This is a genomic window from Mesorhizobium sp. P2_D1, assembly GCF_056404455.1.
Genome location: NZ_JBFUDZ010000001.1, coordinates 265,122 through 291,358 on the forward strand (window position 1 = coordinate 265,122; position 26,237 = coordinate 291,358).

Below are 26,237 nucleotides of genomic sequence, written 5' to 3' on the forward strand. Positions count from 1 at the left end.
CATGACAGGGCGCTGGCCGTCCCGATTCGGTTCCTCGGGACAGCCTACGCATGGAGGCGAACTACCCTCAGAAACCACCGGTCGGCAAACTCGGCAGCGTGACGGAACCGACGGTTCCGAACGAACCGGTCTGCGAGACCGTATCGCCATTGTTGTTGCCGCTGACGGCGCCGACGCCACCCTGGATGTTGAACGTGCCGTTCAGCTGCCGCAGCCGGATTTCGCCGAGTGTCGATGCACCCAAGGTCGTGTTGTTGCCGGAAATGTTAAGGTTGAGCGTTTCGCCGTCGCCGGCGCTGCTGTTCAGGACATCCAGAACGTGGCCGCCGGTTGTGCTGTTGTTGGTAAACACATTGTTGAGGATCGTGGCGTTCAGGACCGCCGTCGTCCCCGACGCCACCGTGCCGCCTATGTTGGTGATATCCAGTGTTGCGCCGGTGGCGTTGTTGGCGTTGTTGACGGCGATGTTGCCCTGGATCAGCAGATTGTTGACCATGTCGGCACCGCTCGTAAACGTATCGAAATTCGTTTCGAACTCGATGGCCGAACCGCTGTCGACGTTGCCCTCGGTGCCGACCGGCGAGGTGTCGCCGATGTGGTTGTTCTGGATGGTCCAGTTGGCATCGTTCACGCTGCCGCCGCCGACCGAGACAACCGAGATGTGAACGCCTTGCTTGGAGACGTTGTTGATCGTGTTGTCGGAAATCGCGACGGCAAGCTTTCCGAGATCGTGTGAGTCCGCTTCGACCTGGACGTCGATGGCGCGGCGGCCGTTCACGAAGCCGGCGTCGTTGCTGATGGTGTTGTTGCGGATGGAGCCGTTGATCTGCCCGCCATCGGGTGTCGCGGCGCTGCCACCGGCCGCGTCCACCTGAACCACGCCGGCCAGGGTCGTCAACCTTGCCAGGTTGTGGAAGGTGTTGCCATCGGCCGCGGTCGGTCCGCCGATGGTGAAGTTGAGAATGCCGTTGGCGGAATTGGACAGATAAAGCGTGTTGTTGCCGTCGCCGCTTGTATTGTCCGCGTCGTGGAAATTGTTCTTCTGCACGATGGCGTTGACGGTGCCCGAACCCTGGTTGCTGATCTGCACGCCGTCCTGATCGATCAGGGTGAATTCGCTGCTGGTCACGTTCACCGTGCCGGAAGTCGTCCCGAACAGGTTGGCGAGGAAGCCGTCCGCACCGGTCGCAGAAGTCGTGAACAGCGCATGGTCGACCGTGAACGAGGTGAAGTTCGTGTTGGTGTTGAAGAGAAGGACGCCGTTCGACTGCGACGACTGCCAGCCGGAAACCTTCGAGTTGTTGTCGAAGGCGTTGACGCCGGTGATGTTCTGGGCGAACCAGCCATTGCCGCCGCCAAAGCCTGCCGGATTGCCGCTCGATCCATCGGACGCCGGGTTGGACGCGCCGGGATTGGTGATGTTGACGGCCGACAGTTTGATGTTGCCGCCGCCGATGCTCTGCACACCGTCCAGGCCGGCATTGGTGATGTTCATCTGGCGCAGATTGACGTTTGACGCGTTGGTCAGCACCACGCTGTCTCCGGTGGTGTTCTGGATCGTGCCGCCGGTGCCATTGAGCACGAGGAAGCCGCCTGATGTGGCACCATCGCCGGTAACGGTCAGCCCGTTGGCGCCGGTGTTGTTGAGCACGATGCCGTTGACCGCGCCGTTGGCCGAGATACTCCGGAATGTGAGGCCGCTCGCGCCGATCGTGGTGTTGGCAACGTTAAGCGCCGTGCCCGTGGTCGAGGTTATCGTGTTGACGCTGCCCTGCACCGTCACCGTGCCGCCGCCGGTGGCGTTGAAACCGATGCCGCTGGTACTATTGATGGCCAGGCCGCCGCCGGTGAAGTCGACCGTCGCGCCGGTGTTGTTGGTCAGGCTGACGCCGGCAGCCGTCCCCGAGCTGATCGACTTCGACGCGCCGGAGAAGGTGATGGTGCCGGCAGCGTTGCCGTCGAGGAAGATGCCGGTTTGGCCCGCCACGCTGTGGCTGATGTTGCCCGTCAGGATGATGTTTTGCGCGGTCAGCGCCCGGTCCTGGATGTCGATGCCCCGCCCGGTGCCGCTGGTGATGGTCCCGGTATAGGTGAGACCTGCGGTGCCGCCGGTGTTGGCGCCGCCGGCGCCGTCGCCGATACGGATCACGGCAGCATTGCCACCGACCAGCGAGCCGCCGCCGAGACTGACCGTTCCGGTGCCGGTGACCGTATCCATGATGACGGCGCTGCCGCCGCCGGCGCCCTTGGTGGTCGTGGCGAAATTCACGCCCGCGGCGGCGACGATGACCGTGTCGAGATTGACGGCGATGCCGCTCGTCGTCGTGATGGAATTGCCGGCGCCGGTCACCGAGACCGTGCCACCGCCCGTGGCATTGAACCCTGTGCCGGAGGTGGTGTTGATCGCCAGCCCGCCATTGCTGAAGTTGATCGTCGCGCCAGCGTTCGTCGCCAGGTCGACCGCCGTATTGACGCCGGTGGCCAGCGTCTTGGTGCCGCCGCTGAAATTGAAGGTGCCGCCGGTGTTGCCATGGACAAAGATGCCGTTGTCGAAGCCGCCCGTGGCGGTGAGATTGCCGGCCAGCGTGATGGTGCCGGCGGTGACGCCGGAGATATCGACGATCTTGCCTGCCGCGGCGGTTTTGCTGATCGTACCATTGTAGGTGACGTTTGACGTGCCGCCGGCGACAAGGAAACCGACACCGCTCGGATTGGTGATCGAAGTACCACTGGAGAAGCTGAACGTGCCGCCCGAGCCGTTGACGATGTCGACGCCGGCATCGCCGCCATTCAGCGTCGTGGTGCCGTTGAAATTGTAGGTGCCGTCGGCATTGTCGAACTGCAGGCCGGTGCCGTTGGTCGCCGACAGCGTGCCGGTCTGGAAGGTAATCGCGCCGGTGGCGTGGCCGCCTGAAACGCTGACCATGGCGGCGTTGCTCGCCTGGGTGATGTTGCCGCCGTAGGTGACGGCGGCGGTGCCGCCGACGACGTTGAACGCGGTTCCGGTCGGGCTGGTGATCGAGGTGCCGCTGCCAAAGCCGAAACTGCCGCCCGATCCGGTCAGGATGTCCACGCCGGCGTCGCCGCCATTCAGCGTCGTCGTGCCGTTGAACAGATAGGTGCCGTCGGCATTGTTGAACTGCAGGCCGGTGCCGTTGGTCGCCGACAGCGTGCCGGTCTGGAAGGTGATCGTTCCGGTGGTGTGGCCCGTGACCGCGACCAGCGCGGCGTTGTTGGCCTGGGTGATGTTACCGTTGTAGGTGACGCTCGCCGAGCTTGTGTCGACATTGAACGCCGTGCCGGTCGGGCTGGTGATCGAAGTGCCGGTGCCGAAGGTGAAGGTGCCGCTCGACCCGGTCGTGATATCGATGCCGGCATCGCCGCCATTGAGCGTGGTGGTGCCGTTGAAATTGTAGGTGCCGTCGGCATTGTTGAACTGCAGGCCGGTGCCATTGGTCGCCGAAAGCGTGCCGGTGTTGAAGGTCAGCGTGCCGGTGTGTCCGGCCGAAACGCTGACCAGGGCGGCGTTGTTCGCCTGGGTGATGTTGCCGCCATAAGTGACAGCGGCTGTGCCGCCGACGACATTGAACGAAGCGCCCGAAGCGCCGCTCAGCGCCCCGGAGCCGAGGCCGATGGTGCCGCCGACACTGGTCAGGCTGACATTGTTGACGCCGCCGGCCGACGAGGTCGAATCAAGCGCGATGGCGGCGACGACACCGGAGAGGTTGATCGCTTGGCCACCGGTGGCGTTCACGGTCTCGGCGGCTGCGGAAGCGGTGATGCCCATCGTGCCGCCCGTGCCGGCGATACCGGTACCGGTGGTGGTGTCGATGGTCAGGCCGCCGGTGAAGCTGGTCGTGCCGCCGCCCTGCGAGAGACCGATGCCGCTGGTCGTGTCGATATTGGCGAGACCGGTGACATTGAGCGTGCCGGATGCAACGTGGATGCCGCCACCGGTTGTCGAGGCGTTGTTCACCGTCACCGTGTTGAAATTGAAGGTGCCGGTATTGGTGTTGATGGCATCGATGCCGAAGCCCGTCGTGTTGGAAATGGTCGTCGCGCCGGTGACGGTGAAGGTGCCGGCAACGCCGTCGAAGATGATGCCGCTGGTGCCGTTATTGGCACTGACGCTGGAGAACGTCATGTTGACGGTCAGCGGATCGAGATCGAAGGCTGCGCCGCTGTTGGTGGTGACCACGCCGGCGCTGCTGTTCAGCGAGAAGGTGGTGGTCTTGGTTTTGGCGATGACACCGGTGCCACCAGTGTTGGCGAGGCTGAGCGTGCCTAGATCAAAGGTGCCGCTGGTGTTGGTGAAGCTGAGGCCGTTGCCCTGGATCCGAGCGCCGGGATTGCCCATGCCCAGCGTGCCGGCACTGACGGTGCCGCCGGCGCCGTTGGAATCGAAGCGGACATTGTTGAAAACGATGCCGCCGCTGCCGGCGCCGCCGGTCACTTTGTTGCCGGCAAACGACCTGATCGCGATCGAATTGTCCGTCGCATTGATGTTCTGGCCGACGAAGGACGCCGCCAGTCCGGACGCGGTCGACCTCAGCGTGTTGCCATCGATCGACAGGAGAAGCTTGTCGGCTGTCGCCGCGCCGCTCGTCGAGAAGTCGAGTGCGTTGCCGCCGGCGGTGATGATGTTGTTCTTGAGCACGAAATTGGAGGCAAGCGTGGCATTGACGAAAATGCCGGCGCCGCTGCCGCTGTTGATGGCCGTGACGTTCTGGACACCAGCGGTGATGACGCCTGTGCCGCTGGATGGCAGGTTGATCGTCGCGGCCGCGCCGCTGCTGGCCAGGATCGGGTGTGAATTGTCGAGGCCGCCGGGGTTCGTGACGACCGTCGAAGCCTGGATGGTGGTGAAGTGGAAGGAGGACGGCGCGCCAAGGCCGCCGCCAACGCCGAGCGGCCCCACGTCGATGTCCGCATCGCCGGCCATGAACGAGATCACCGCTTGCCCGTCCTTGAGGTCGAGCGAACTGTTGCCGATGTTGATGGTCGCCTGGTTCGTGTCGACGGTCTTGTCGATCAGCACGAAGACATTGGCGCTGGAAGCCTCCGCCTGGGCGACGCTGCCCGGATTGAGGAAGCTGCCGTCACCTGTACCCGAAATCTCGCCGGCGGCGTCGATGTAGTAGACGCTGATCGCCGACAGGTTCGAGATGTCGCCGACGAACGTGACGTCGTCGAAATCGTAATTGCCGCTGAGCGGCAAGGTGTCGGTGGCGTGGATGACCTGGCCGCCGGTGGTCGAGATCAGTGATTCGGCCGGTCCTGCGCCGTCACCGAACACCAGCGTTGCATTGGTCGTGCTTGAGAACTGGATGCCCTGCGCGACATTGGTGATGGTCGACGTCTGGGTGCCGCCGGGGTTGACGGTGTCGCCGAGCTGGATGGTGGCCGCGCCGGTGGTCCCGGCCATGTCGATGCCGAGCGTGCCGGCAAAGCCGCCGCCGGCGACATCGAAATCGCCGGCGTTGATGCCGGTGCTGATGACCGCGCCGTTGAGATCGAGGCCGATGGCGTTCGCGCCACCGAGCCCGATGTTGAGGCTGGTGATGCTCAGCGCCGAGCCGAGCGTGCCTGCGACATCGAAGCCACGCGAGGTGATGCCTTGCAGGTTGACCGTGCCGAGGATGATGCCGCCGCCGCCGACATTGTTGAGCGAGACGCCGGTGGCGGCACCATTGGCGGAGATGGAGCTGAAGTTGAGGCTGCCTGCGCCGACCGTCGCGTTGTCGAGCTTGAGCGCGGTGCCGGTCGTCGTGGTGATGGTGTTGTTGCTGCCGTTGACGGTGACCGTGCCGGCGCCGAAGGTGCTGGCGGTGAAGCCTGTGCCGCTGGTGGTGGTGATGCCGAGGCCGCCGCCGGTGAAGGCGAGCGTTGCCGTGCCCTGTCCCGGGCCGATGCTGGGCTGCTTGACGACAGCGTCGTTAGCGCCGGTGTTGAAGGTCTTCGTCGCCCCGGAGAAGGTGATCGTGCCTTCCGACGAACCATCGACCAAGACGCCGGTGCCGCCTGTGTGATTGATGGTGCTCGAAATGTTGTACACGCCGTCGGCGTTGCCGCTGAAGACGAAGGCCGTCGACGCTGTCGTCGAAAGCACCGAACCGCTGAGGTTGAGGGTGGCGAGGTCGCCACCGCCTGCGCTCACCACGCTGCCCGCATTGACCTTGACCGAGCCGTTGTAGTTCAGCGTGCCACCGGTATTGCCGCCGACAGCGATGGCAAAGTCGCTGGTGCTTGTCGTCGCGCCGATGCTGGCGGTGCCGCCATTGCCGCCGATGTTGACGGTGCCGCCCATCACGCCGTTGAAATCAATGCCGCGCGTGCCGCCGTCGATGGTCAGGCTGGACCCGGCGACATTGGCGATGTTCACCGTTGCAACCTGGCCACTGAACTGGAAGCCGGAAGTGGCGACGTCGATGTTGGTCGTTCCGGTGAAGTTGACGGACTTCCCGGAGCCGGTCGTCACGCCGGACACGGTGACGCCGATGACGCCCGTATTGGTCAGGCCGCCGATGTTCACATTGCCGGCGAGGTCGACGGTGTTCAGCAACACGCCGCCACCGGCAGCGGTGGCGACCGACGAAATGCTGTCGAAGGTGATGCCGCCACTGCCGACATTGGCAAAGCCCACCACCAGCCCGTCACCGCCGGAAGCGATGGTGTTGTTGGTGCCAGTTACGCTGACGCTGCTGCCGAACGCGACGAAGCCCGCCCCGCCTGTCGTCGTTATGTCGAGACCGCCATTGGTGAAATTGATCGTGCCGTTCGTGTTGGGGGCCGGAGTACCCGCCGGGAACGCGCCGAGGATGCCGAGGCTGACGGCGTCGGTGGTGCCCGAACTGATCTGCTTGCTGGCGCCGGAGAAGGTGACGGTTGCCGCCGTGCCGTTGTCGATGTTGCCAACGACGATGTTGCCACCGGCCGCGGCGTTGCCGTCGGTCAGGTTGCCCGACAGCGTCACCGAGCCGCCGGTGAGTTCCCGGATCGAAACCGCCGCACCGGCGCCGTTGCTAGCGATGGTGCCGCCATAGGAGATGACCGCATTGCCGCCGCTTGCGTTGGTGGCCGAGCCGACGTTGAAGGCCGCGCCCGCACCGGTGTTGGTCAGCGTGCCGGTGCCGAGATTGAGCGAGCCGGTCAGGTTCTGCAGGTTGATGCCGTTGCCGGCGGCGAAGCTAGCGCTGACCGAGGTGAAGCCGCCGCTGACACCGGCGTTGCTGATGCTGACGCCGGTGCCGTTGGTGGTGGAAACCGTGTTTGTGCCGGACAGCGCCACCGCGCCATGGTCGGCAGAGAAGCCGACGCCGCCGCTGTTCTGGATGGCGAGGCCGCCCGAGAAGGTCAGCGTGTCGGTGCTGCCGGCCAGACGCTGCCACTCGACGCCGCCGCCGGTGGCGTTCGTGATGGAGACCGCACCGGCGAAGGTCACCGACGCCGCGGCGAGGGTGGTATTCTGGATCTGGATGGCGTTGGACGTCGTGCCGTCGATCGTCACCGGGCCGTTGAACAGAAGCGTCGGCGACGCCGCGAGGTCGGACAGCAGGATACCGTTCTGGCCGCCACCGCTCGAATTGATGGCACCGAACTGCGCCGAGCCGCCAGAGCCGTTTTCGACCCTTGTGCCGTTGCTGAATGAGATCGCCGGCTGGCCGGTGGTCGTCACCGTGTTGCCGGCCGCGCCGAAGAACAGCGTGCCGCCGAGATCGGACACCAGGCCGGCCGCCTCGACGGTGTTGACAGTGACCACGCCCGAGAAGCCAACACGGTTGCCCGGGATGATGCTCGCCCACAAGGCACTGTTGAGCCCGGCGCTGGCGCCGGTACCGTCGATATTGAAAGTGGCCGTGCCGAGGTCGATGTTGTTACCGCCTCCCACCGCACCGCTCGCGACGACACCGATGGCGCTCGGACCGGGGAACGTTGTGCTGGTCGCCGTCTTGACCGCGACATTGGTCGTGTCGAATTTGATGTCGCCAGCCACACTGAGCAGCAACAGGCCATAGCCGCCGACGCGGTTCGCCGTGGTGCCGGCGACAAAGGCGCCGCCATCGACCTGGTCGATGCCGGGGGTGGCCGCATTGGCGTCGAAAATGGCGGTCGTCAACAGGAAGCCGCCGGCTTCGCCCTTGTTGCCGAGAAGCGTGATGTCGGAGAAGGCGCTGACCTTCATGGTGCCGGCGCCAGCCGTGCCGTCGACCGAAGCGATGTTGCCGCCCGTGGCCGAGAGGGTGAGGTTCGACAGCGCGACCTCGCTGTTGGCCGCGCCGTCGACGATCGACAGTGCGCCACCGTCGCCACCGGCGATCGTCGCCCGGTTGAGCACAAACTCGGTGATGGCGGTGCCATGCACGCCAATGCCGGTGCCGGTGTTGCTGATGATGACGTTGTCGATGCTGGCGCGGCCGCTGAAATCGACCGTGTTGCCGCTCGCCGTCGTCAGCGTCGGCAGCACGGTGTCGACGCCGTCAGGCGCATCGATGATGCTCGACGAATTGATGTTGCTGAATTTGAAGTTGCCGCCGAGCGTGCCGCCGACACCGCCATAGGGCGCGGTGTCGATGGAGTCGCCGGCCTTGAGGCCGATCAGGATCTGGCCGTCGGCGAGGTTCAGTGTGTTGTTGCCGCCACCATTCTGCTGCGCCAGCATCATGTTGATCAAATTGCTGGTGCCGTTCTGCGACCTGTCGATCAGCGCGATGATCTTGGCTCCCGACGCTTCGGCGCCGGCGATCGAGCCTGGATTGTCGGCCGTGCCGTCGCCGGTGCCGTTCGGGTCGACATAATAGACGGTCGAGCCCTGCGCTTCGGAAATGTCGCCGATGAAGCCGCCGGTGGCGCCGTTGACATCCTTGAAATTGTAGGTGCCGCCGGCCGGGAAGCCGCCGGTCGAATTCAGGATGTCGACCGCCTTCACCGTCGACAGCTTGTCGGCGGCACCCTCGCCGTCGCCATAGATGAAGTTGATGGCGGTCGTGTTGCTGAACTGGAAGCCGATGCCGGGGCCATTGCCAGGCCCGCCGATGGTGGAAGCGGTGGTGTTGGCGGGCGCACCGGGATCGCCGAGCTGGATTGTGCCGGTGCCGGTGGTGTTGGTGAGGTTGACCGCCGTCGTGCCGGTCGAACTCGCGCTGGTCAGGTCGAAATCGCGCGCGGTGATGGTGCCATTGACCACCGCATTGGCGAAGCTGATGCCGGTCGCGCCATTGCCGGTCATGGCGATGCCGAGGCTGGCGAAGGAAAGCGTGCCTGAATTGGTGCCTGAGACGCTGACGCCGGTCTGGTTCAGCCCGACATTGGTGACGTTGGTGGCGCCGAAGGTGAGGGTGCCCGAATTGCCCGAGAGGCCGATGCCAGTCACGCTGCCGTTGACCGTGACCGCGCCGAAGGCAGCGGAGGCCGTGCTGGCGGTATTCGAAACGACAAGCCCCGTCCCGGTCGAATTGGTGACGGAAAGCGGACCCGTGGCGTTGAAGCTCGCGCTGGCGCCAAGCCCGCCAATCACCGCACTGCCGCCGCCGGTCGCCGTCAGCGCCGGGCCAGTGAAGCTGACCGCTGTGTTGGTCGGTGCCGTCGTGGTGCCGATGGCAAACAGATTGCCGGTGCCGGTCGAGGTGACGCTGCCGCTGAAGGTTGCCGAGCCACCGGTGGTGCCGTCGATCCTGACCGCCGTGCCCAGTGCGGTTGCCGAGCTGGAGATATTGGCCGAGACCGTGATTGCCGCGCTGCCACCGGAGACGACGACGCCGTCGCCAGTGCCGGAATTGGTGATGGTGCCGCCGATGGCGATCGTGCCGGTGTTGTTGGTCAGGCTGACATCGGCACCCGAAACAAGCGTCGTCACCAGGTTGCCGACATTGACGGTCGCGGCGCTGCCGTCCACCACGAAGCCCGGCCCGCCGCCGACAACAGTGTCGATCTTCGTCGTGCCGTTGAAGGTGTAGACACCGCTGGCGACATTGGTAAGGCGGATGGCGTCGCCATTGACGCGGTTGATATCGACGGCGCCAAAGGTGACATTGCCGCCGCTGGTGTTCTGGATGACGATGCCGCTGGAAACGATGCCGCCCGAGCCATCCACGGTGACGCTTGCGAAGGTCACGCCGGCAGCGCCGATGGTCATTCCGGTGCCGCCGATGAGAATGCCCTTCTCATCGATCCCCGCGCCCGTCGCCACGGTGTTGCCGGAGCCGGTCACCGTCAGCGTGCCGCCATTGATAGCGCTGAGCCCGTAGCCGCCATCGGTGGTCAGGTCGAGGCCACCGCTGAAGTTGATCGTGCTGCCGGTGTTGCCGGTCAGGTCGATCGCGTTGGCGGCGTCGGTGCTGGCGGTGATCTTGCCGGTGAAGCTGGCGGTGCCGCCGGTCATCGCGTTGATCTTCACCGCGCTTGCCGCGCCGGTCTGGTTGATCGTGCCGTTGTAGGTCAGGTTCGGCGCGGACGCATCGATGTTGACGGCGGTGCCTGAAGTGGTGCTGATCGAGCTCGCCGCGCCGAAGGTAAAGGTTCCGCTCGAACCATTGAGGACCGCGACACCCGAGCCGCTGCCGCCGGTGATGTCGAGATCGTTGAAGCTTGCTGTGCCGTCGAAATTGTTGGCCAGCACGGCGTTGACGCTGCTGCCGGTAATTGCCGTTTTGCCGGTGAAGTTGACGCTTGCGGCCGAATTGGCGAGCACGATGCCGGTCTGGCCTGGGGCCTGGATGTGCAGATTGTTGATTGTAACGGTGCCCGACGCGCCGTCGAGGACGAGACCGGTGGCGGCACCCGCGATCGTCACGCCACCGACGTTCAGGCCGTTGACCCCAGTTCCATCGATGGCAACGCCTATGCCGTTGCTGACGCTGAGGTTCTTGACGAGGTTGCCGTTGGCGAGGTCGATGGTGCTGTTGGCGGCGTTGTTGAGCGTCGCCCCGCCGAAGCCGAACGGATCGGCCTGCGTCGCGCCGGTAACGACATGGGTGCCGGTGACATTGGCGGGTGGCCCGCCCAGGGTGACGGTACCGCCATTGGCGAAGGAAACGATCGACTGGCCGTTGGCCAGCGTGAAGCCATCGGCGTCGGTGTCGGTGGTCTGGACAGCCGCCGTCTTGACCAGCACGAAGATCGTGCTGGCGCTGGTGGTCAGATCATCGGCGGCGGCGGCATTGATCAAATTGCTGGCGCTGGAGCCATCGCCGAGGGGGCCGGTGCTGGTGGCGCCGACATAGATGACATTGGCGGCGTCGAACAGCTGCGGCCCGTTCAGGGCCGTGTCGTGGAAGGCATAGGTGCCGCTGCCCGGGTTCAGGCCGCGCATGTCGAGCGAAGCCGTCGTGCCGGTGATCGATCCGCCGCCGAACGAGAAGGTCGTGTCGGCGGTGGCTCCAGCCGCGCCATGCGTGCCCATTTGCACGCCGGTGCCGGCTGAAATGGTGCCGGTGCCGATCGTCACCGAGCCGCCGGTGGTGCCGGAAAGATCGATGCCGGTCGAACTGCCGGCGCCGGTGATCTCGAGCGAGGTGGCGGTGAAGGTCGACTGGCTGCCCGACAGGTCGAGCCCGGTCCGGCCGGTGGGCAGGCCGGTGATGTCGATGTTGCCGAAGCCGATCGTGCCGTTGGTGCCCGAAACGTCGATGCCGTTCTGGGTCGGCTGGCTGATGCTCACATCGCCGAACGTTACAGCGCCGGAATTGCCGCTGAGCAGGATGCCGTTCACACCAGCCTGGTTGATCGTCACCTGGCCGAACGTGACGGCGCCGGTATCATTTTTGAGCGAGATGCCGTCGCGGGATGGATTGGTGATGGTGACCGCGCCACCGAAACCAACCGTGGTGGAGCTGTCCCAGATGGTAATGCCGTCGAAAAGGGAGTTGGAGACCGTCGTCGCGCCGGTAACGGAGAAATTGCCGGAGGTGTGGAACAGGCCGACTCCACCCTGTCCGCCGGACTGGCTCAGCGCGTCCAGTGTGACATCGAGCTGGGTGCTGTTGGCAAGCCCGAGACTTTGGACTGTGAAGCCTGCCAGGCCGTTGCCCGAAATCGTGCCGCCAGTGATCGTCAGCTTTGCGGCGCCGATCGAATTGACGAAGACGCCATCGCCGCCATTGTCCTTCGCGTCGAGCGTCTCGAAACCATAGGTTCCTCCGCCGACGACGAACAGGCCGTGGCCGGTGTTGTTCGAGAGTGTCGTCGTGCCGGTGAAATTGTAGGCTCCGGCGCCGTCGATCGGCGGGCCGCTGCCGTCGATCTGCAGGCCGTCGCTCGTATTGCCGGTCGAGCTCAAATTGTTGGCGGTGACGCTGTTGACGCCATCGAACAGCAGACCATCGAGAGCGGCGCCCGAAACATTCAAGCCCGAAATCGTGACATTGCTGACGTTGCTGCCGTGGACACCGTTGGCGCTGCCGCCGGCGATGTTGAAATCGCGCAGCGAGCTGTTGTTGGCCAGGGTGACGACATCGCCGCTGCCGGAATCGGTCAGCGTCGCAGCACCCCCTGCATCCGAGACGACGCCGCTGTGTGTGATGTTGTCGCCGGTAATGTTGACCGGGATACCGCCGAGCGAGAAGGTCCGCCCGTTGCCGAACGAAGCCAGCGTCTGCCCGGCGCTGAGCGAGAAGCCGTCGGCATCGTCGATGGCCGTGCCGCGATTGACCAGCACGAAGATCGCATCTGCGTCGGTGTTGGCATCGGCCGTCGCGATCGTGGCAAGGTCCAGCAGCGAGGAGCCGTTGCCCGAGCCGGTCGCGGAAGAGCCGACAAAGATCAGATTCTGGACGTCGAACAGTTGCGGGCCGCTGAACGTCGTCGAGCCGAACGCGTAATGGCCGAGCGTCTGGTTGAGGCCGCGCGCGTCGAGCGAAGCGGTGATGCCGGCAATGGAGCCGCCGCCGAAGCTGAACTCGGCATTGGCCGAATTGGCCGGCGAGCCGGCAATGCCGAAGCGCACGCCGGTGTCGACCCCGGCGATCGTACCGCCATCGGTGATGGCGATCGTTGCGCCGCCCGAGGTCGGCGACGAGAGATCGATGCCGATCGACCCGGCAGCGCCGGTGCCGGTGACGTTGAGCGACTGTGCGGTGAAATTCGTGCGGCTGCCGGAGAAGTCGAGGCCGGTGCCGACGCCAAGGCCGGAAATGACGATATTGCCGGCGACCACCGCCGCATTGACGCCGGCAAACGAAATGCCGTCGCCGCCGGGGGCCGTGATCGCTACATCGCCGAAGCGGATCGCCGCCGGCGAATTCGAAATGGCGATCGCCGGTCCGGTTGTGTTCGAGATCGCCGTCGCGCCGTTGACGGTGAAGCTGCCCGAGACCTGATCGAGCACCACGCCCGACGTGCCGCCGGACTGGGTGATCGAATCCAGCACCACATGCGCGGTGATCGGGTCGATGAAGACGGCGGTGCCGCCATTGCCCGATACGGTGCCGTCGCTGGTGGTGAAGCTGCCTGATGTCGCGGTGCCCTGCACGGTAATGCCACGGTCGCCATTGTCCTTCGCATTGAGCGTCGCGAACGTATAGGTGCCCTTGCCGGTGGCATCGAGCCCGTCGTCGCCATTCCCTTGCAGCAGCGTCGTGCCGGTGAAATTGTAGGTGCCGTCGCCCTCGATATGCAGGCCGTCGAGGCCGTTGTTCTTCGCCGTGAAGTCCGAGCCCTTGATGCCGGTCGAGGTGCCCATGAAGTCGGCGCCATTGCCACCGGCCCCAGTCACAGTGACATTGGTCAGCGTGGCGCCGGAGATGTTGTTGCCGAAGATGCCGTTGGCGCCGCCGGTGATGGTGATGCCGTTCAGCGTGTTGCCATTGCCCAGCGTAATGACGTTGTTGGCCGGATTGGTGCCCTGGATCGTGCCGTTGCTGCCGCCCAGGTTGAAGCTGCTGGTGCCGCCGCCGAAAAGCAGGGCGGTGACGCTGCTGCCACCGCCGATGACGGTCTGGCCATTGGTCAGCGTCACGCCGCCGGTGGTGATATTGCCGCTGCCGCCAAGCGCCACGACGAAGCCGTTGCCGGCCTTGGTCACGGCATCGTCCAGCGTCGTCGGATCGCCAATGGTGCCGAGGCCGAGCGAGTTACCGCCGTCGGCGAAGAAGAACTTGCCGAAAGCAGCACCCGTGGCGGCATTGATGGCGAGGCGCGTCGTCGTGCCGCCGTTCACGTCCTGCGACTGGATCCTGACGCCGATATCGCCGCGCACGCGCTCGTTGACGCGTTTGCGCAGGCCTTCGCTGACCGGATAGACCGGCTCCGGCCCGCTGTCGGCCCCATTGTCGGCATTGTCAGAGCCGTGGCCGGGGTTGAACGGGATGTTCAGCCGGACGCTGCCGGCGAACTGGGTGTCGTCGCGATTGTCGTTGCGGACCTCGCCGGCGAACACCAGCGAGGTGTTGCTGCCGAAGACATCGCCGATCGTATACTCGAACCCGGCCTTGGCGCCGGTGACGCTGTGGTCGTCGCCGTGCGGATCCTCGAAGTGGTAGCCGCCGATATCCAGCCGCAGCGAATGCTTGTCGGGCAGGTTGATCGGCACCTGTGCGCCGACCTCGCCCTCGATGCCCCAGGCCGCGTATTGGCGATGATCGATCACCGATATCTGCTCGAGCAGCTGGTTTCCGACCATCGACAGCGTCGAGTCGGTGGAGCGGTCTTTGTAGTCGCCCTTGATCGGCAGATAGACATTCACATGCGCGTCGAAATGCGGCGTGATCGCCTCGGCGCCGAGCGTCGCGGCGGTGAACTGGTTGCTGTTGAAGTTCTCGACGTTGAGATAGGCGTAGCCGCCGATCATCAGGTCCGGATTGACGATGCGGCGGACGCCGAGGCCGACATCCTGGCCGAAACCGTCCTTGAAATCGTGCTTGGCCCGGACATCCAGGAACAGCACCGATTCGGCCGTCTGCTTCAGCGGAATGAAGCCTTCGAGCGCGGCGTTGCCGCCATTGTTGTCGGCGCCGACGATGGCGCGCACCTGCGGCTGCCACAACCCGTTCGGGTCGGCATAGGCCGACATGCCTGAAAGGCCAAGCGCCAGCGTCGTAAGCGCCGTCGTCTTCCACAGATGCCTGGCAATTTGCGAACGGCGATAGCCGGCGCGCACGCGGAAGTCCTCCCCACGCGCCGCCTTCTCACCAACTTGCCGAGATTTCTCGGTAGTTCCCATCCCAGGCGAGTCCTTCTGGGACTGCACGTCCCGCGTGTTTAAGTCTTACGCAGATTGTATTGTATAGCGAGTCTCGGTTCCTACGATTTCTAGGGGTTTCCTCCAATTTTCTTTCGTGTGTCCGAAAGGTCACAGTACTTTTGTCGGCTTTCTTGGCGCCGGCCTAGCTTCCGAAACAGTCCCGAGTGTTGTATCAAACCCCACCGATGAAAATACCTGACGGGGAAAGAAAGAATGCGGGGCCCAAAGAAAATGTCATCAAGTTTAGCTCTTGCTAATCTAATGATCGCAAGTTCAGCCGCCCTGTGGCTGGTCCTGTCGGCGGCAGGACCGGCCCTTGCCGAAGACGCCAAGCCGGCCCAGCCCAAACCGACTGATTCCAATGCAAAACCTGCCGATGCCAATCCGTGGGCGGTAAACTGCTCGAGTGGCTCGGCAACCGCCGAGCTTCAGTGCCAGGTGTCGCAGAACCTGACCGAAGCCAAGTCCGGACAGCGCGTGCTGACCGTGACCGTGCGCCGCGACAACGGCAATGGCGGCCTGGCCATGCTGCTCGCGCTGCCACATGGGCTGTTCCTGCCGTCCGGCGCCTCGTTCCAGATCGACCAGGGCCAGAAGACAGTGCTCGCCATCCAGACCAGCGACCAGAACGGCGCCTATGCCGCCACGCCGCTGTCAGCGGATATCATCAAGACCATGAAGTCGGGAACCAACCTGAACATCGGCATGGAATCGGTCACCCGCAAGCCGGTCACCATCCCGGTATCGCTCGCTGGCTTCACGGCTGCCGTCGCCAAGCTGGAATCCATCAAGTAGCGGGGGTGCTGACGCCGGCTTGACGCGAAGCTCAACGCCCGCCGACCAATGCTGTGGGCAAAACTGAAAGTTGTTCTGACGCGATCCTTCCCACCCCCCTCTGCCCTGCCGGCCATCTGTCCCGCAAGGGGGGAGATTTCGCCAATCATCATCGTCCCAGGAGTAAGCGGGGCGCCCAAGCTGCCGATCTCCCTCCTTGCGGGGGAGATGGCCGGCAGGCCAGAAGGGGGTGCTGTCCCGCCAACATCGCGCATGTTCCGCGCACCTCCGCCTATGAAACCGGCTTGATTGTCCGTACCCGGAATGCTCCGTTGCCGCTTCGGACATCCGGAGAAGAATACATGACGGGGTTTGTCGACCGCCTGCGCGCGACGCAACTGATGGAACGCGCTGGCCTGCAGGCGCTGGTGCTCTGTGCGCCCGAGGCATTCCACTATGCGACCGGTGCCTGGGTCGGCCCGGCCGGACTGTTCCGGCGGGCCGGCGCCGGCTTCGTCGTCATCCCGGCCCGGCAAGACCTGCCGATCGGCGTCGTGGTGGCGGATTTCAACGCGGCTCAGCTGCAGGCGGTATTGCCGGACGCCGTGGTCCGCAGCCACCCGATCTGGATCGAAACCGCCACGCTCGACGTCTCGACCACTGGCCATACGCTGGCGCAACGCGTCGAGGCCGGCCTAGCATCCTCTGGCCGGTCGCCCGACTTTTCCCGGCCAGCAACATTCGACCTGGCCAGTTCCGCCCGCGAGCTGAAACAGATCCTGACAGGCTTCGGGCTTGACCGCGCGACCATCGGCGTTGATCTCGATTTCATTGCCGTCGCAGATTTCTCGGTCCTGCAGGCGATACTGCCGGGCTGTTCGATGGTCGACGGTTCGGAGGTTCTCGATCGGTTGCGGGCAGTGAAGTCGCAACGCGAGATCGAGCTTCTCCAGCAAGGCATCATCCTGTCGGAAGCCGGGCTGGACCGGCTGCAGGTGGATGCAATGGCCGGCATGCGCCAGGCCGATCTCGTCGCGCTCTACCGGGACGGCGTTGCCTCGGCCGCGGCCGGCCTGTCGCTTCCGGTTGCTACCGCCGAATACATGACGCTGGGCGCCCGGGCCAAAGGCGCCGATGCCAGGGCAATGCCTGGCGACCCGCTGAAGTGCGACATGGTCTGCACCGTCGGCGGCTACGCCTCCGACATGTCGCGCAACTTCATTTTCGGGTCGCCATCCGCCGAACAGGCCGAACTGCATGCCATCGCCGAGCAGGCCTTCGAGGATGGGGTGGCAGCCCTTGTTCCGGGAACCTCGCTGGGTCATGTGCACCGCGTCGCCAGCGACAGCCTGGCGCGGCAAGGGCTGCGCTGCTACCACCGCGGTCATTTCGGCCATGGCGTCGGCCAGTCTGTCTTTTCCGAACAATGGCCGTTCATTGCGGCCGACAGCGATGTCGTGATCGAAGCCGGCATGGTGTTGGCCTTCGAGATTCCGCTCTACATCGACGGCCTCGCCAGCTTCAATCTCGAAGACCAGTTCGTGATCACGCCGGACGGGCCGGTTGCCATGAACCGCTTGCCAAGACGGCTGGAGACGATTGGTTAGCGAGGGCGGATCTGGTCCTGGTCGTTGTTCACTGCGGGAGTAGCGCTCCACAGCGCGATGCGCCAAGGTCGATAATTGGGTTTTCGCGCCGTGTTCGGCGCCTTTGCGGCAAGAGGGAAGAAATGCTCGACATGGCACCATCGAAACAGGCGGCCGCATGGCTCGGCTCCTTTGCCAAGGCGCTCGAAGCGGGCGATATGGCGGCGGCAAGCAGCCTGTTCGTCGACGACTGCTACTGGCGCGATCTCCTGACCTTCACCTGGAACATCACGACCATGGAAGGACGCGGGGCGATCGCCGATATGCTCGCGTCGACGCTGGCGGCGACGAAGCCGACGGCTTGGCAGCTGACCGGCGAGGCGACCTCGGACGAGGGCACTGTCGAGGCCTGGTTCAGCTTCGAGACCGCATCGGCGCGTGGCCAGGGCGTCATGCGCCTGCGCGATGGCCGCTGCCGCACGCTGTTCACCGCAATGACCGACCTGAAAGGGTTCGAGGAGCGCAAGGGACCCGCGCGGCCGCTGGGCGTGCGCCACAAGGCCGACCCCGGCCGCGAGACCTGGACGGAGGCGCGGGCGCGCGAGACGCGCGACCTCGGCGCCGGCGAACAACCCTATTGCCTTGTCATCGGCGGCGGCCAAGGCGGCATCATGCTGGGCGCGCGGCTCAGGCAACTCGGCGTGCCCACCATCGTCATCGAGAAGAACGCGCGCCCCGGCGATTCCTGGCGCAACCGCTACCGGACACTCGTGCTGCATGATCCGGTCTGGTACGATCATCTGCCCTACATTCCGTTCCCGGAAAACTGGCCGGTGTTCACGCCCAAGGACAAGATGGGCGACTGGCTGGAAATGTACACGCGCGTCATGGAGCTCAACTACTGGGTCGCCACGAAGTGCCTCAGCGCGTCCTATGACGAGGCCGAAAAGGTCTGGACCGTCGTCGTCGACCGCGTCGGCCGCCACATCACGCTGAAGCCGAAGCACATCGTGTTTGCCACCGGCGCGTATGGCCCCCCGCGGCAGATCGATCTGCCGGGCGCCGATCAATTCAAGGGCGAGTTGCTGCACTCCAGCCAGTACTCCAGCGGCGAGAAATTCCGCGGCAGGAAGGTCGCCGTCATCGGCGCGGCAAGCTCGGGGCATGATGTCAGCGTCGACCTCTGGGAGAGCGGTGCGGAGGTCACCATGATCCAGCGCTCGCCGACCACAGTGGTCAAGTCGGACACGCTGATGGAAGTTGGCTTCGAGATCTTTTCGGAGAACGCGCTGGCGCGCGGCATCACCACCGAGAAGGCCGACATGATCGTCGCCTCGACGCCCTTCGCGCTGGTGCCGAAGGGCCAGCAGGCGCTCTACGAGGTGATCAAGGCGCGCGACGCGACCTTCTACGACCGCCTGCGCGCCGCCGGCTTCGCCATCGATTTCGGCGATGACGAGACCGGTCTGCTGATGAAGGCCTACCGCACCGGCTCCGGCTATTACATCGATGTCGGCGCTTCCGACCTGATCATCGACGGCGAGATCGGCGTGCGCAGCGGCGTCGCCATCAAATCGCTGACGCCGACCGGCATCCTTTTCGAGGACGGCAGCGAGCTTGCCGCCGACGCGATCGTCGCCTGCACCGGTTTTCAGTCGATGAACGAGACGGTGGCCGCGATCGTCTCGCGCCAGGTCGCCGACAAGGTCGGCCCGTGCTGGGGGCTTGGCTCCGGCGTGAAGGGCGATCCCGGACCCTGGCAAGGCGAGTTGCGCAACATGTGGAAGCCGACTGCTCAGCAAGCGCTGTGGTTCCACGGCGGCAATCTGGCACTGTCTCGCTTCTATTCGAAATATGTGGCGCTGCAGATCAAGGCGCGCATGGAGGGGATTGAGACGACCGTCTATGGGGCTTTCAGCAACGCCGGACGGTGACGCCCGATCTCCCCCACGTGGGGGAGATTGGCTCTCATCACTCGTGCCGATGCCCAAAGTGCCGCGCCGCCACCTCGACATGCGTATGCGTGGGATGCGCCTCGAAACGCTCGGTCTCGCTGGCATTGTTGACCGCCTCGTTCGGCCACCAGGTGCCGCCGATGGCGATGCCTTCGCAGACCAGCCGTTGGTCGGCGACCAGCGAGGCGCCGACCGCGTCGACAAAGGTAAAGCGACCCGGCCGCTGCCGCAGCACGGCGACGTCGCCGACTGTGCCGACCGCCAGCGTGCCGAGGTCAGGCCTGGCAATCGCCTGCGCCGGGGCTTGTGTCGCCGCGCGTAGAACCTCGACCAGCGGCATACCGAGCGCCAAAAGCTTCGACATGCAGACCAGGATGTCGAAGGCTGGCCCGTCGACGCAGTAGAGATGGACGTCGCTGCTGATCACGTCGGGCGCCAGCCCTTCCTCGAGCATGGCCCGCGCGACCGCGAAATCGAACGAGCCCATGCCATGGCCGAGGTCGAAGATGACGCCGCGCTCGCGCGCCAGCCGCATGTCAGGCCGCACCGCGCCGGAGGCGAACACCGGCGCGTTGGGGAACGGCCGGAAGCAGTGGGTGAGGATGTCGCCCTTGCGCAGGCGCGGCAGCACTTCCGAGCGGCCGGGCGGCGGCTCGTCGATATGCGCCATCAGCGGCAGGCCGGCCTGGTCGGCGGCCTCCAGCGCCAGATCGACCGGGGCGATGCCGCTGGTGCCGCCGGCGTGGCGGCCGGAGCGAACTTTGACACCGACCACGACGTCGCGGTGTTCGCGCGCCGCGGCCACGACCTCGCGCGGTTCGCACAGCCTGAGATCGCTGCACTCGCCGACCGACACCGTCTGCGAGAAGCCGAAGATGCCGGCAAAGGAAATGTTGACATAGGCCAGGATGCGAACCTTCGAGCGCTCCATGACATGGCGGCGGAAGCCGAGGAAATTGCCCGCGCCCGCACTGCCCGCATCGATGAAGGTGGTGGTGCCGCTTTTGGCGGCCAGTCGGTCGGCATCGACGCCGAGCGACGTGCCGCCCCAATAGACGTGGCTGTGCAGGTCGACGAGGCCGGGAGTGACGATGCAGCCGGCGGCATCGACGATCTGCGCGGCGCGGTCGGCCGGGATATCGACATCGACCGCGGCAATGCGGCCATTGGCGATGGCGACATCGCGCGGCGCATCGAGCCTGGATGCCGGGTCGATCAGCCGTCCGCCCTTCAGCAGGAGGTCGAATTGCATTGAGGTAACCTCCGTTTCGTTGTTTTGCCGCCTCAAGACTTAGACCGGCCGGTAGGCCACCGCCTCGACTTCGATCTTGATGTCGATCATCAGCCGCGACTCGACCGTGGTGCGGGCCGGCGGGTTCTTCGGGAAATGCCTGGCATAGACCGCGTTGAAGGCGCCGAAATCGCGCGCGTCCTCAAGCCAGACCGTGGTCTTGACGACATCGTCCAGGGTGCAGCCGGCCAGCGCCAGCGCGGCCTTCACATTGGCGAGCACCTGTTCGGTCTGTTCCGTTATGCCGCCCTTGACCACGATACCATCGCTGCCGACCGGAACCTGGCCCGAGACATAGACGAAATCGCCGGCGCGTACGGCCGGCGACAGCGGCACATGCGACGTTCCAAAACACTGCTTCGGCAAGGGATCACCTCCTCTGATGGCGTGACGGAGCGCCAGGGGGAGCGCTCGCTTTGATCGACATTTATCGCGATCAGGGCGATCCTCATAGGGGCCTTGTTGGAAAGCAACATTTTCACGGAATCCATGTTGCTTTATTACAGAAGCGCTTGCATCGTGCGCGCCGCCACGCTGCTTCGCAGCTGTGGCGATAGAAGCGTTTGCGAGACCGGAGACAGTGAAAAATGACCTACGACAAGAACCCGTTTCCGGCCGGCGATGCCGATCGCCATGCGCTTTGGGAAATGCTGGTGCGGCGCGACATCGACGCCTTCATCGGCCAGGACTGGTCGATGGTCGAGGATGATTTCGTGGCCTCGAGCTTCTTCGGTATGCATGCGCATTTCCTTAGCAATGCCGACGCCTGGAGGCTGCAGTTCCCGCGGCTGGAGGTCTATCGCGACGAGTGGTTGCGCCAGGCCAAGGAGACCGCGGCGACGAAATTCGCCGAGCCGCTGCGCGAGGCGCTGTTTCGCGTCACCAACATGCGCGACATCGATGTCGACGGCGATCGCGCCGTGCTGCACAAGAAATTCGACGGCTCCGTCGCCAAGGCGGACGGCAGCGTCGACAGGCTGAAATGGCAGACGCTGTATTTCTGCACCAAGGTCGGCGGCAGCTGGAAGATTGCGGGCTTCGTCGGCTACATGCCGCATCCGCTTGGCAGCTCGTAGCGCTGGTTGAGCGGCGCTGCGCCGCTGATCAGTAGATCGTGACGAAGGCCGGGAACAGCAGGCCGGTCGCCCGGAAATGCTCGACCAGTTCGATGGCCGGGAAGATGGCGAGGAAATAGAGCCCGTCATAGAACGTGCGCTTCAGCGCCTGAGTCGAGAACTGCATCTGGTCATGGTCGTGATACAGAAGCGGATTTGGCCAGAACCGGGGCGTGTTCTCGACATAGGCAAGGTAGGTCGGGCCGAACTTTCCGAGCAGGAATCCGGCTTCCTTGCGCGCCGTGACGCGGAAGATGAAAAAGCTGGCAAGGCCAAGCGCGACGGCCGCCAGCAACGAGCCGTAGAGCAATCCGACCCCAACCGCGCCGACCGTCGAGAAAAAGTAGAGCGGGTTCTGGGTAATCGAAAATGGTCCGGTCGAGACCAGTTCCTCGTTCTTCTTGCCGCCGACATAGAGGATGCTCCACAGCCGTCCGACGACGCAGACCAGCACCAGGCAGAAGCCGAAGAGTTCGAGCGTCTCGTGCCCGTTCGAGCCCTCGCTGAGCGCCGGTTTGGTGAGAAACAGAAGCAGCACCGCCAGCACCGCCGCCACCCGCACGAAGATCAGCCGCTTGCGCTGGTTGAAGGCCCGTGAAACCGGTTTCAGGGTAGCGTAGGTCATCGTGTTTCCTGGAGCGCTGGCAACCGGGCGCCCGGCAACCTGGGGGCACTGGGCCACCCCATTGATGGCGGATGCAAGGCGCCCGGCATTCTATCAGCGCACCGCGAGGCGTTCGTAAAGGCTTTTCGCGCGGCCCCAGCCCATTCTTACGAATTTGTAAGCCGCCGGACAGGCGAGCGTGAACTCGCTTCCCTACTGTGCTGGTGCCGGATCGGCCACCACCGGGCCGGATTCAATTGCCGCAACCGGCATCAAACAGGGAAACATCTCATGAGACGATTTGCGCTAGCCATCGCACTGGTCACCCTCGCCTTGTCCAGTCCGGTTTCCTCCGTGTTTGCCGCCACCGCGCCTTGCGAGGATACGCTGAAGACCCTTCGTGCGGCGGAGGCGGCGGCCACGCTCAGCGCCGCGGACAAGGCGAAGGTCTCGGAACTGGAGGCCAAGGGCATCGAACGCTGCAACGCCGACGACGACAAGCGCGCCGACGAGTTCTTCGCCCAGGCCATGAAGGTCATGGGCAAATAGTGCCGCGAACCACCAGCCGCAGGACGTCCGCCATGCTTTCTCCCACTACGCCAAATCCCGCAGTTCCCAGCCACAACAGGGTCCCGGAGGTCACGGTCGATTTCTGGCTGATCAAGCTGATGGCGGTGACCATGGGAGAAACGGCGGCCGACTATCTCGCCGTCAACCTCGGCCTCGGCCTGACCGTCACCTCGCTGGTCATGACCGGCATCCTGGTCGTCGCCCTTGTCCTGCAGTTCGCGCAGAAGCGCTACGTACCCTGGGCCTACTGGCTGGCGGTGGTGCTGATCAGCATCGTCGGCACGCTGATTACAGACAATCTCGTCGACAATTTCGGCGTACGCCTGCAGACGACGACCATCGCCTTCTCGGTGGCGCTCGCCGCGACATTCGCCGTGTGGTACGCCAGCGAGCGAACGCTGTCGATCCACACCATCGTCACCACAAGGCGCGAGATCTTTTACTGGCTGGCGATCCTGTTCACCTTCTCGCTCGGAACCGCCGCCGGTGACCTCGTCGCCGAGAGCTTCGACATGGGCTACCTGACATCTGGCCTGCTGTTCGGTGGCGTCATAGCGCTCATCGCGCTTGCCTGGTACCTGCTCCATCTCGACGGCATCCTGGCCTTCTGGCTCGCCTACATCCTGACGCGGCCGCTTGGCGCCTCCTTCGGCGATCTCTTGTCGCAGCCAGTCGAATATGGCGGCCTGGGTTTCGGCACTATTTTCACCAGCCTGATCTTCCTTGGCTGCATCATTGGTCTCGTTCTCTACATGACGCTCAAGAAAACCGCTGACGAGGCCGACGAAATCCTGCTGGAATCGGACTAGGCGAAGTCTTGTCGGGTCGCTTGCATTGACGGTCCACATACCTGGGCGATCAGCCGGAACGCCCATCGCTTCGTCATCCACGGGCGGAGCAAGGAGCGCAGCGCAGACCCGAGGATCCATGCCGCGAGATTGGCCGAAGGATACAGCGGAGCAGAATTCCGTATCGCTGCATCGATTTGGCGGCGCGGTATGGAAGCAGCCTTGCGACATCCTAGGAACGGGCCCATGCCGGTGCTAGCCTCTCACCGAAATCGGCCACAGACCGGAACAGCCATGCGACTTCTGCTTGTCGAGGACGACCACAGGACGGCCGATTACATCGTCCGGGGATTAACCGAGGCCGGCCATGTGTGTGACCTGCTTCGCAACGGCCACGACGCGCTCTTCGCGGCGACCAGCGGCAGCTATGACGTGATCATAGCCGATCGCATGATCCCGGATCTCGACGGCCTGTCGATGATCAAGGCGGTGCGCGCCGCAGGCGTGCGCACGCCGGCGATCTTCCTCACCTCCGTCGGCGGCGTCGACGACCGCGTCGAGGGACTCGAGGCCGGCGGCGACGATTATCTGGTCAAGCCCTTCGCCTTTTCTGAGCTTCTCGCCCGCATCAACGCGCTTGGCCGCCGGCCGGCCGCGCAGGAGCAGAAGACCGTTTTGCGGGTTGCCGACCTCGAAATGGACCTGATCATGCGCCGTGTCACGCGCCAGGGCCAGCCGATCGACCTGCAGCCGCGGGAGTTCAGCCTGCTGGAGGTGCTGATGCGCGGCGAAGGACGCGTGATCACCCGCACCATGCTTCTGGAGCGCGTCTGGGATTTTCATTTCGACCCCAAGACCAGCGTCGTCGAAACCCATATCAGCCGGCTGCGGGCCAAGATCGACAAGCCTTTCGAAACCCAGCTTATCCACACCGTCCGCAACACCGGCTACAGTCTGCACGCAGCGCCATGACCGGAGCATGGCCCCGCCTGCTGCGCAGCACGCCGTTCCGGCTCGCCCTGACGTTCGCCTTCCTGTTCATGCTCGCCTTCGTGCTGTCGGGCGCCATCGTCTACCAGATGATGAGCGCCGATCTTGCCGAGCAACTCGACGACACCATCAAGGAAACCTACGCGGTCATCGCGGCGACCTATGCCGACAAGGATCTCAAGGAGCTTGTCGAGACCATCGAAAGCCACTCCATGCGCAGCCCGAAGAAGGAACAGCTGTTTTCGCTGACCGACGCAGCCGGGATTCGCTTGGCCGGCAATTTCACGGCAGCTGGACTTCCCGACGGCTTCTCGATGTTCAACGCCGAAATGCCCGGCGTGCCGCCCGGCGCTGAATACCGTGCCTATTCCGGCTCGATTGGCGGCAACAATCTGACGGTCGCCTTCAGCCTGTCCGAGACCGAGGAACTGGAAACGATCATGCTGATGAGCTTCGGCTGGGCGACGCTGATCATCACCGGGCTGGCGGTCGCCGGCGGCGCGCTGCTCGCCTCGCGCGTCCAGCGCCGGCTCGACGGCATCGCCGCCACCATGGTGGACGTCTCGCATGGACGGCTGGATACCCGCATCCCGCTGACCGGCAAGGACGACGACATCGACATCGTCTCCCGCCAGGTCAATGCGGCGCTCGACCGGCTGTCGGCTTTGGTCGAAGGCATGAAACAGGTCAGCGCCGACATCGCCCACGACCTGAAGACGCCGCTCAACCGCCTGCAGATGATCCTGGAAGGCGCCGCCGCCGGGGCCGCGCAGGGCCGGGAGGTCTCCGACGATCTGGCCGAGGCGCGCGCCGAGGGTCACCAGATCAACGAGACCTTCGATGCGCTGCTGCGCATCGCCCAGATCGAGGCCGGCGCCCGCAGGGCGCGCTTTACCGATGTCGCACTCGGCGAAATCCTGCAAACCATCGCCGAGATCTACACCGACGTGGCCGAGGACGACGGCAAGGTGCTGTCGTCGACCAAACTGAACGAAACCGCGAACCGGATCCATGGCGATCGCGAATTGCTGACGCAGATGTTCGCCAATCTGGTGGAGAATGCGCTCCGCCATTGCCCGCCCGGCACAACCATCAAGCTGTCGGTGACGCGCCAGGGCGATCGCGTTGTCGCCAGCGTCGCCGACAATGGACCCGGCATTCCTCCGGACGAGCGCGAGAAAGTGTTCCAGCGGCTCTACCGGCTTGACCACAGCCGGTCCACGCCGGGCAGCGGCCTCGGCCTTAGCCTTGTCAGGGCCATCGCAGACCTGCATGGCGCATCGATCGCCCTTGAGGATTGCCGGCCGGGCCTCGCCGTGGTGGTGAGCGTTCCGCTGGCATTTGGTTAGCCGGCGATCCGGCTTGGGTCCTGAAAGGCCCGGCTCCACC

At 64.7% G+C, this 26,237-nt stretch carries 12 protein-coding genes; 8 read left to right on the top strand and 4 right to left on the bottom strand.

Annotation, left to right across the window (positions count from 1 at the left end; translation table 11 throughout):
- Positions 1-67: 67 nt before the first annotated feature.
- Positions 68-15,091: a hypothetical protein gene (locus AC1D0I_RS01370; RefSeq protein WP_477392563.1), complete on the bottom strand. Its 15,024-nt coding sequence runs from the start codon at positions 15,089-15,091 to the stop codon at positions 68-70.
- Between the two features lie 345 nt (positions 15,092-15,436).
- Between AC1D0I_RS01370 and AC1D0I_RS01375 the strand changes: the two genes are divergently transcribed.
- The 3 genes from AC1D0I_RS01375 to AC1D0I_RS01385 all read left to right on the top strand — a co-directional run bounded on the left by AC1D0I_RS01375 (position 15,437) and on the right by AC1D0I_RS01385 (position 19,469).
- Complete coding sequence (locus AC1D0I_RS01375) at positions 15,437-15,970, top strand: invasion associated locus B family protein (RefSeq protein WP_477392565.1); 534 nt, start codon at positions 15,437-15,439, stop codon at positions 15,968-15,970.
- Positions 15,971-16,311: 341 nt separating this feature from the next.
- Complete coding sequence (locus tag AC1D0I_RS01380) at positions 16,312-17,556, top strand: M24 family metallopeptidase (RefSeq protein WP_477392567.1); 1,245 nt, start codon at positions 16,312-16,314, stop codon at positions 17,554-17,556.
- 122 nt (positions 17,557-17,678) lie between these two features.
- Entirely contained in the window at positions 17,679-19,469 is a 1,791-nt protein-coding gene (locus AC1D0I_RS01385; protein WP_477305481.1) for an NAD(P)-binding domain-containing protein, read from the top strand.
- A gap of 37 nt (positions 19,470-19,506) precedes the next feature.
- On the opposite strand, the gene AC1D0I_RS01390 is transcribed toward AC1D0I_RS01385, so the two are convergent.
- Both AC1D0I_RS01390 and AC1D0I_RS01395 read right to left on the bottom strand, forming a co-directional pair.
- On the bottom strand, positions 19,507-20,742 hold the full coding sequence (locus AC1D0I_RS01390) for an amidohydrolase/deacetylase family metallohydrolase (protein WP_477392569.1): 1,236 nt from the start codon (positions 20,740-20,742) through the stop codon (positions 19,507-19,509).
- Between the two features lie 39 nt (positions 20,743-20,781).
- On the bottom strand, positions 20,782-21,147 hold the full coding sequence (locus AC1D0I_RS01395) for a RidA family protein (RefSeq protein WP_477392571.1): 366 nt from the start codon (positions 21,145-21,147) through the stop codon (positions 20,782-20,784).
- 221 nt (positions 21,148-21,368) lie between these two features.
- Between AC1D0I_RS01395 and AC1D0I_RS01400 the strand changes: the two genes are divergently transcribed.
- Complete coding sequence (locus AC1D0I_RS01400; protein WP_477392573.1) at positions 21,369-21,857, top strand: hypothetical protein; 489 nt, start codon at positions 21,369-21,371, stop codon at positions 21,855-21,857.
- Between the two features lie 28 nt (positions 21,858-21,885).
- Here AC1D0I_RS01400 and AC1D0I_RS01405 read toward each other — a convergent pair whose 3' ends face one another.
- Entirely contained in the window at positions 21,886-22,521 is a 636-nt protein-coding gene (locus AC1D0I_RS01405) for a methyltransferase family protein (protein ID WP_477392574.1), read from the bottom strand.
- Positions 22,522-22,791: 270 nt separating this feature from the next.
- Between AC1D0I_RS01405 and AC1D0I_RS01410 the strand changes: the two genes are divergently transcribed.
- From AC1D0I_RS01410 to AC1D0I_RS01425, 4 genes are all read left to right on the top strand, one after another.
- Complete coding sequence (locus AC1D0I_RS01410; RefSeq protein ID WP_477305491.1) at positions 22,792-23,049, top strand: hypothetical protein; 258 nt, start codon at positions 22,792-22,794, stop codon at positions 23,047-23,049.
- 32 nt (positions 23,050-23,081) lie between these two features.
- Positions 23,082-23,879, top strand: a complete 798-nt coding sequence (locus AC1D0I_RS01415; protein WP_477392576.1) for a COG4705 family protein — start codon at positions 23,082-23,084, stop codon at positions 23,877-23,879.
- Between the two features lie 273 nt (positions 23,880-24,152).
- Positions 24,153-24,830, top strand: a complete 678-nt coding sequence (locus AC1D0I_RS01420) for a winged helix-turn-helix domain-containing protein (RefSeq protein ID WP_477280631.1) — start codon at positions 24,153-24,155, stop codon at positions 24,828-24,830.
- On the top strand, positions 24,827-26,197 hold the full coding sequence (locus tag AC1D0I_RS01425) for a sensor histidine kinase (RefSeq protein ID WP_477305494.1): 1,371 nt from the start codon (positions 24,827-24,829) through the stop codon (positions 26,195-26,197). Before AC1D0I_RS01420 ends, AC1D0I_RS01425 begins: the two co-directional genes overlap by 4 nt.
- Positions 26,198-26,237 lie beyond the last annotated feature (40 nt).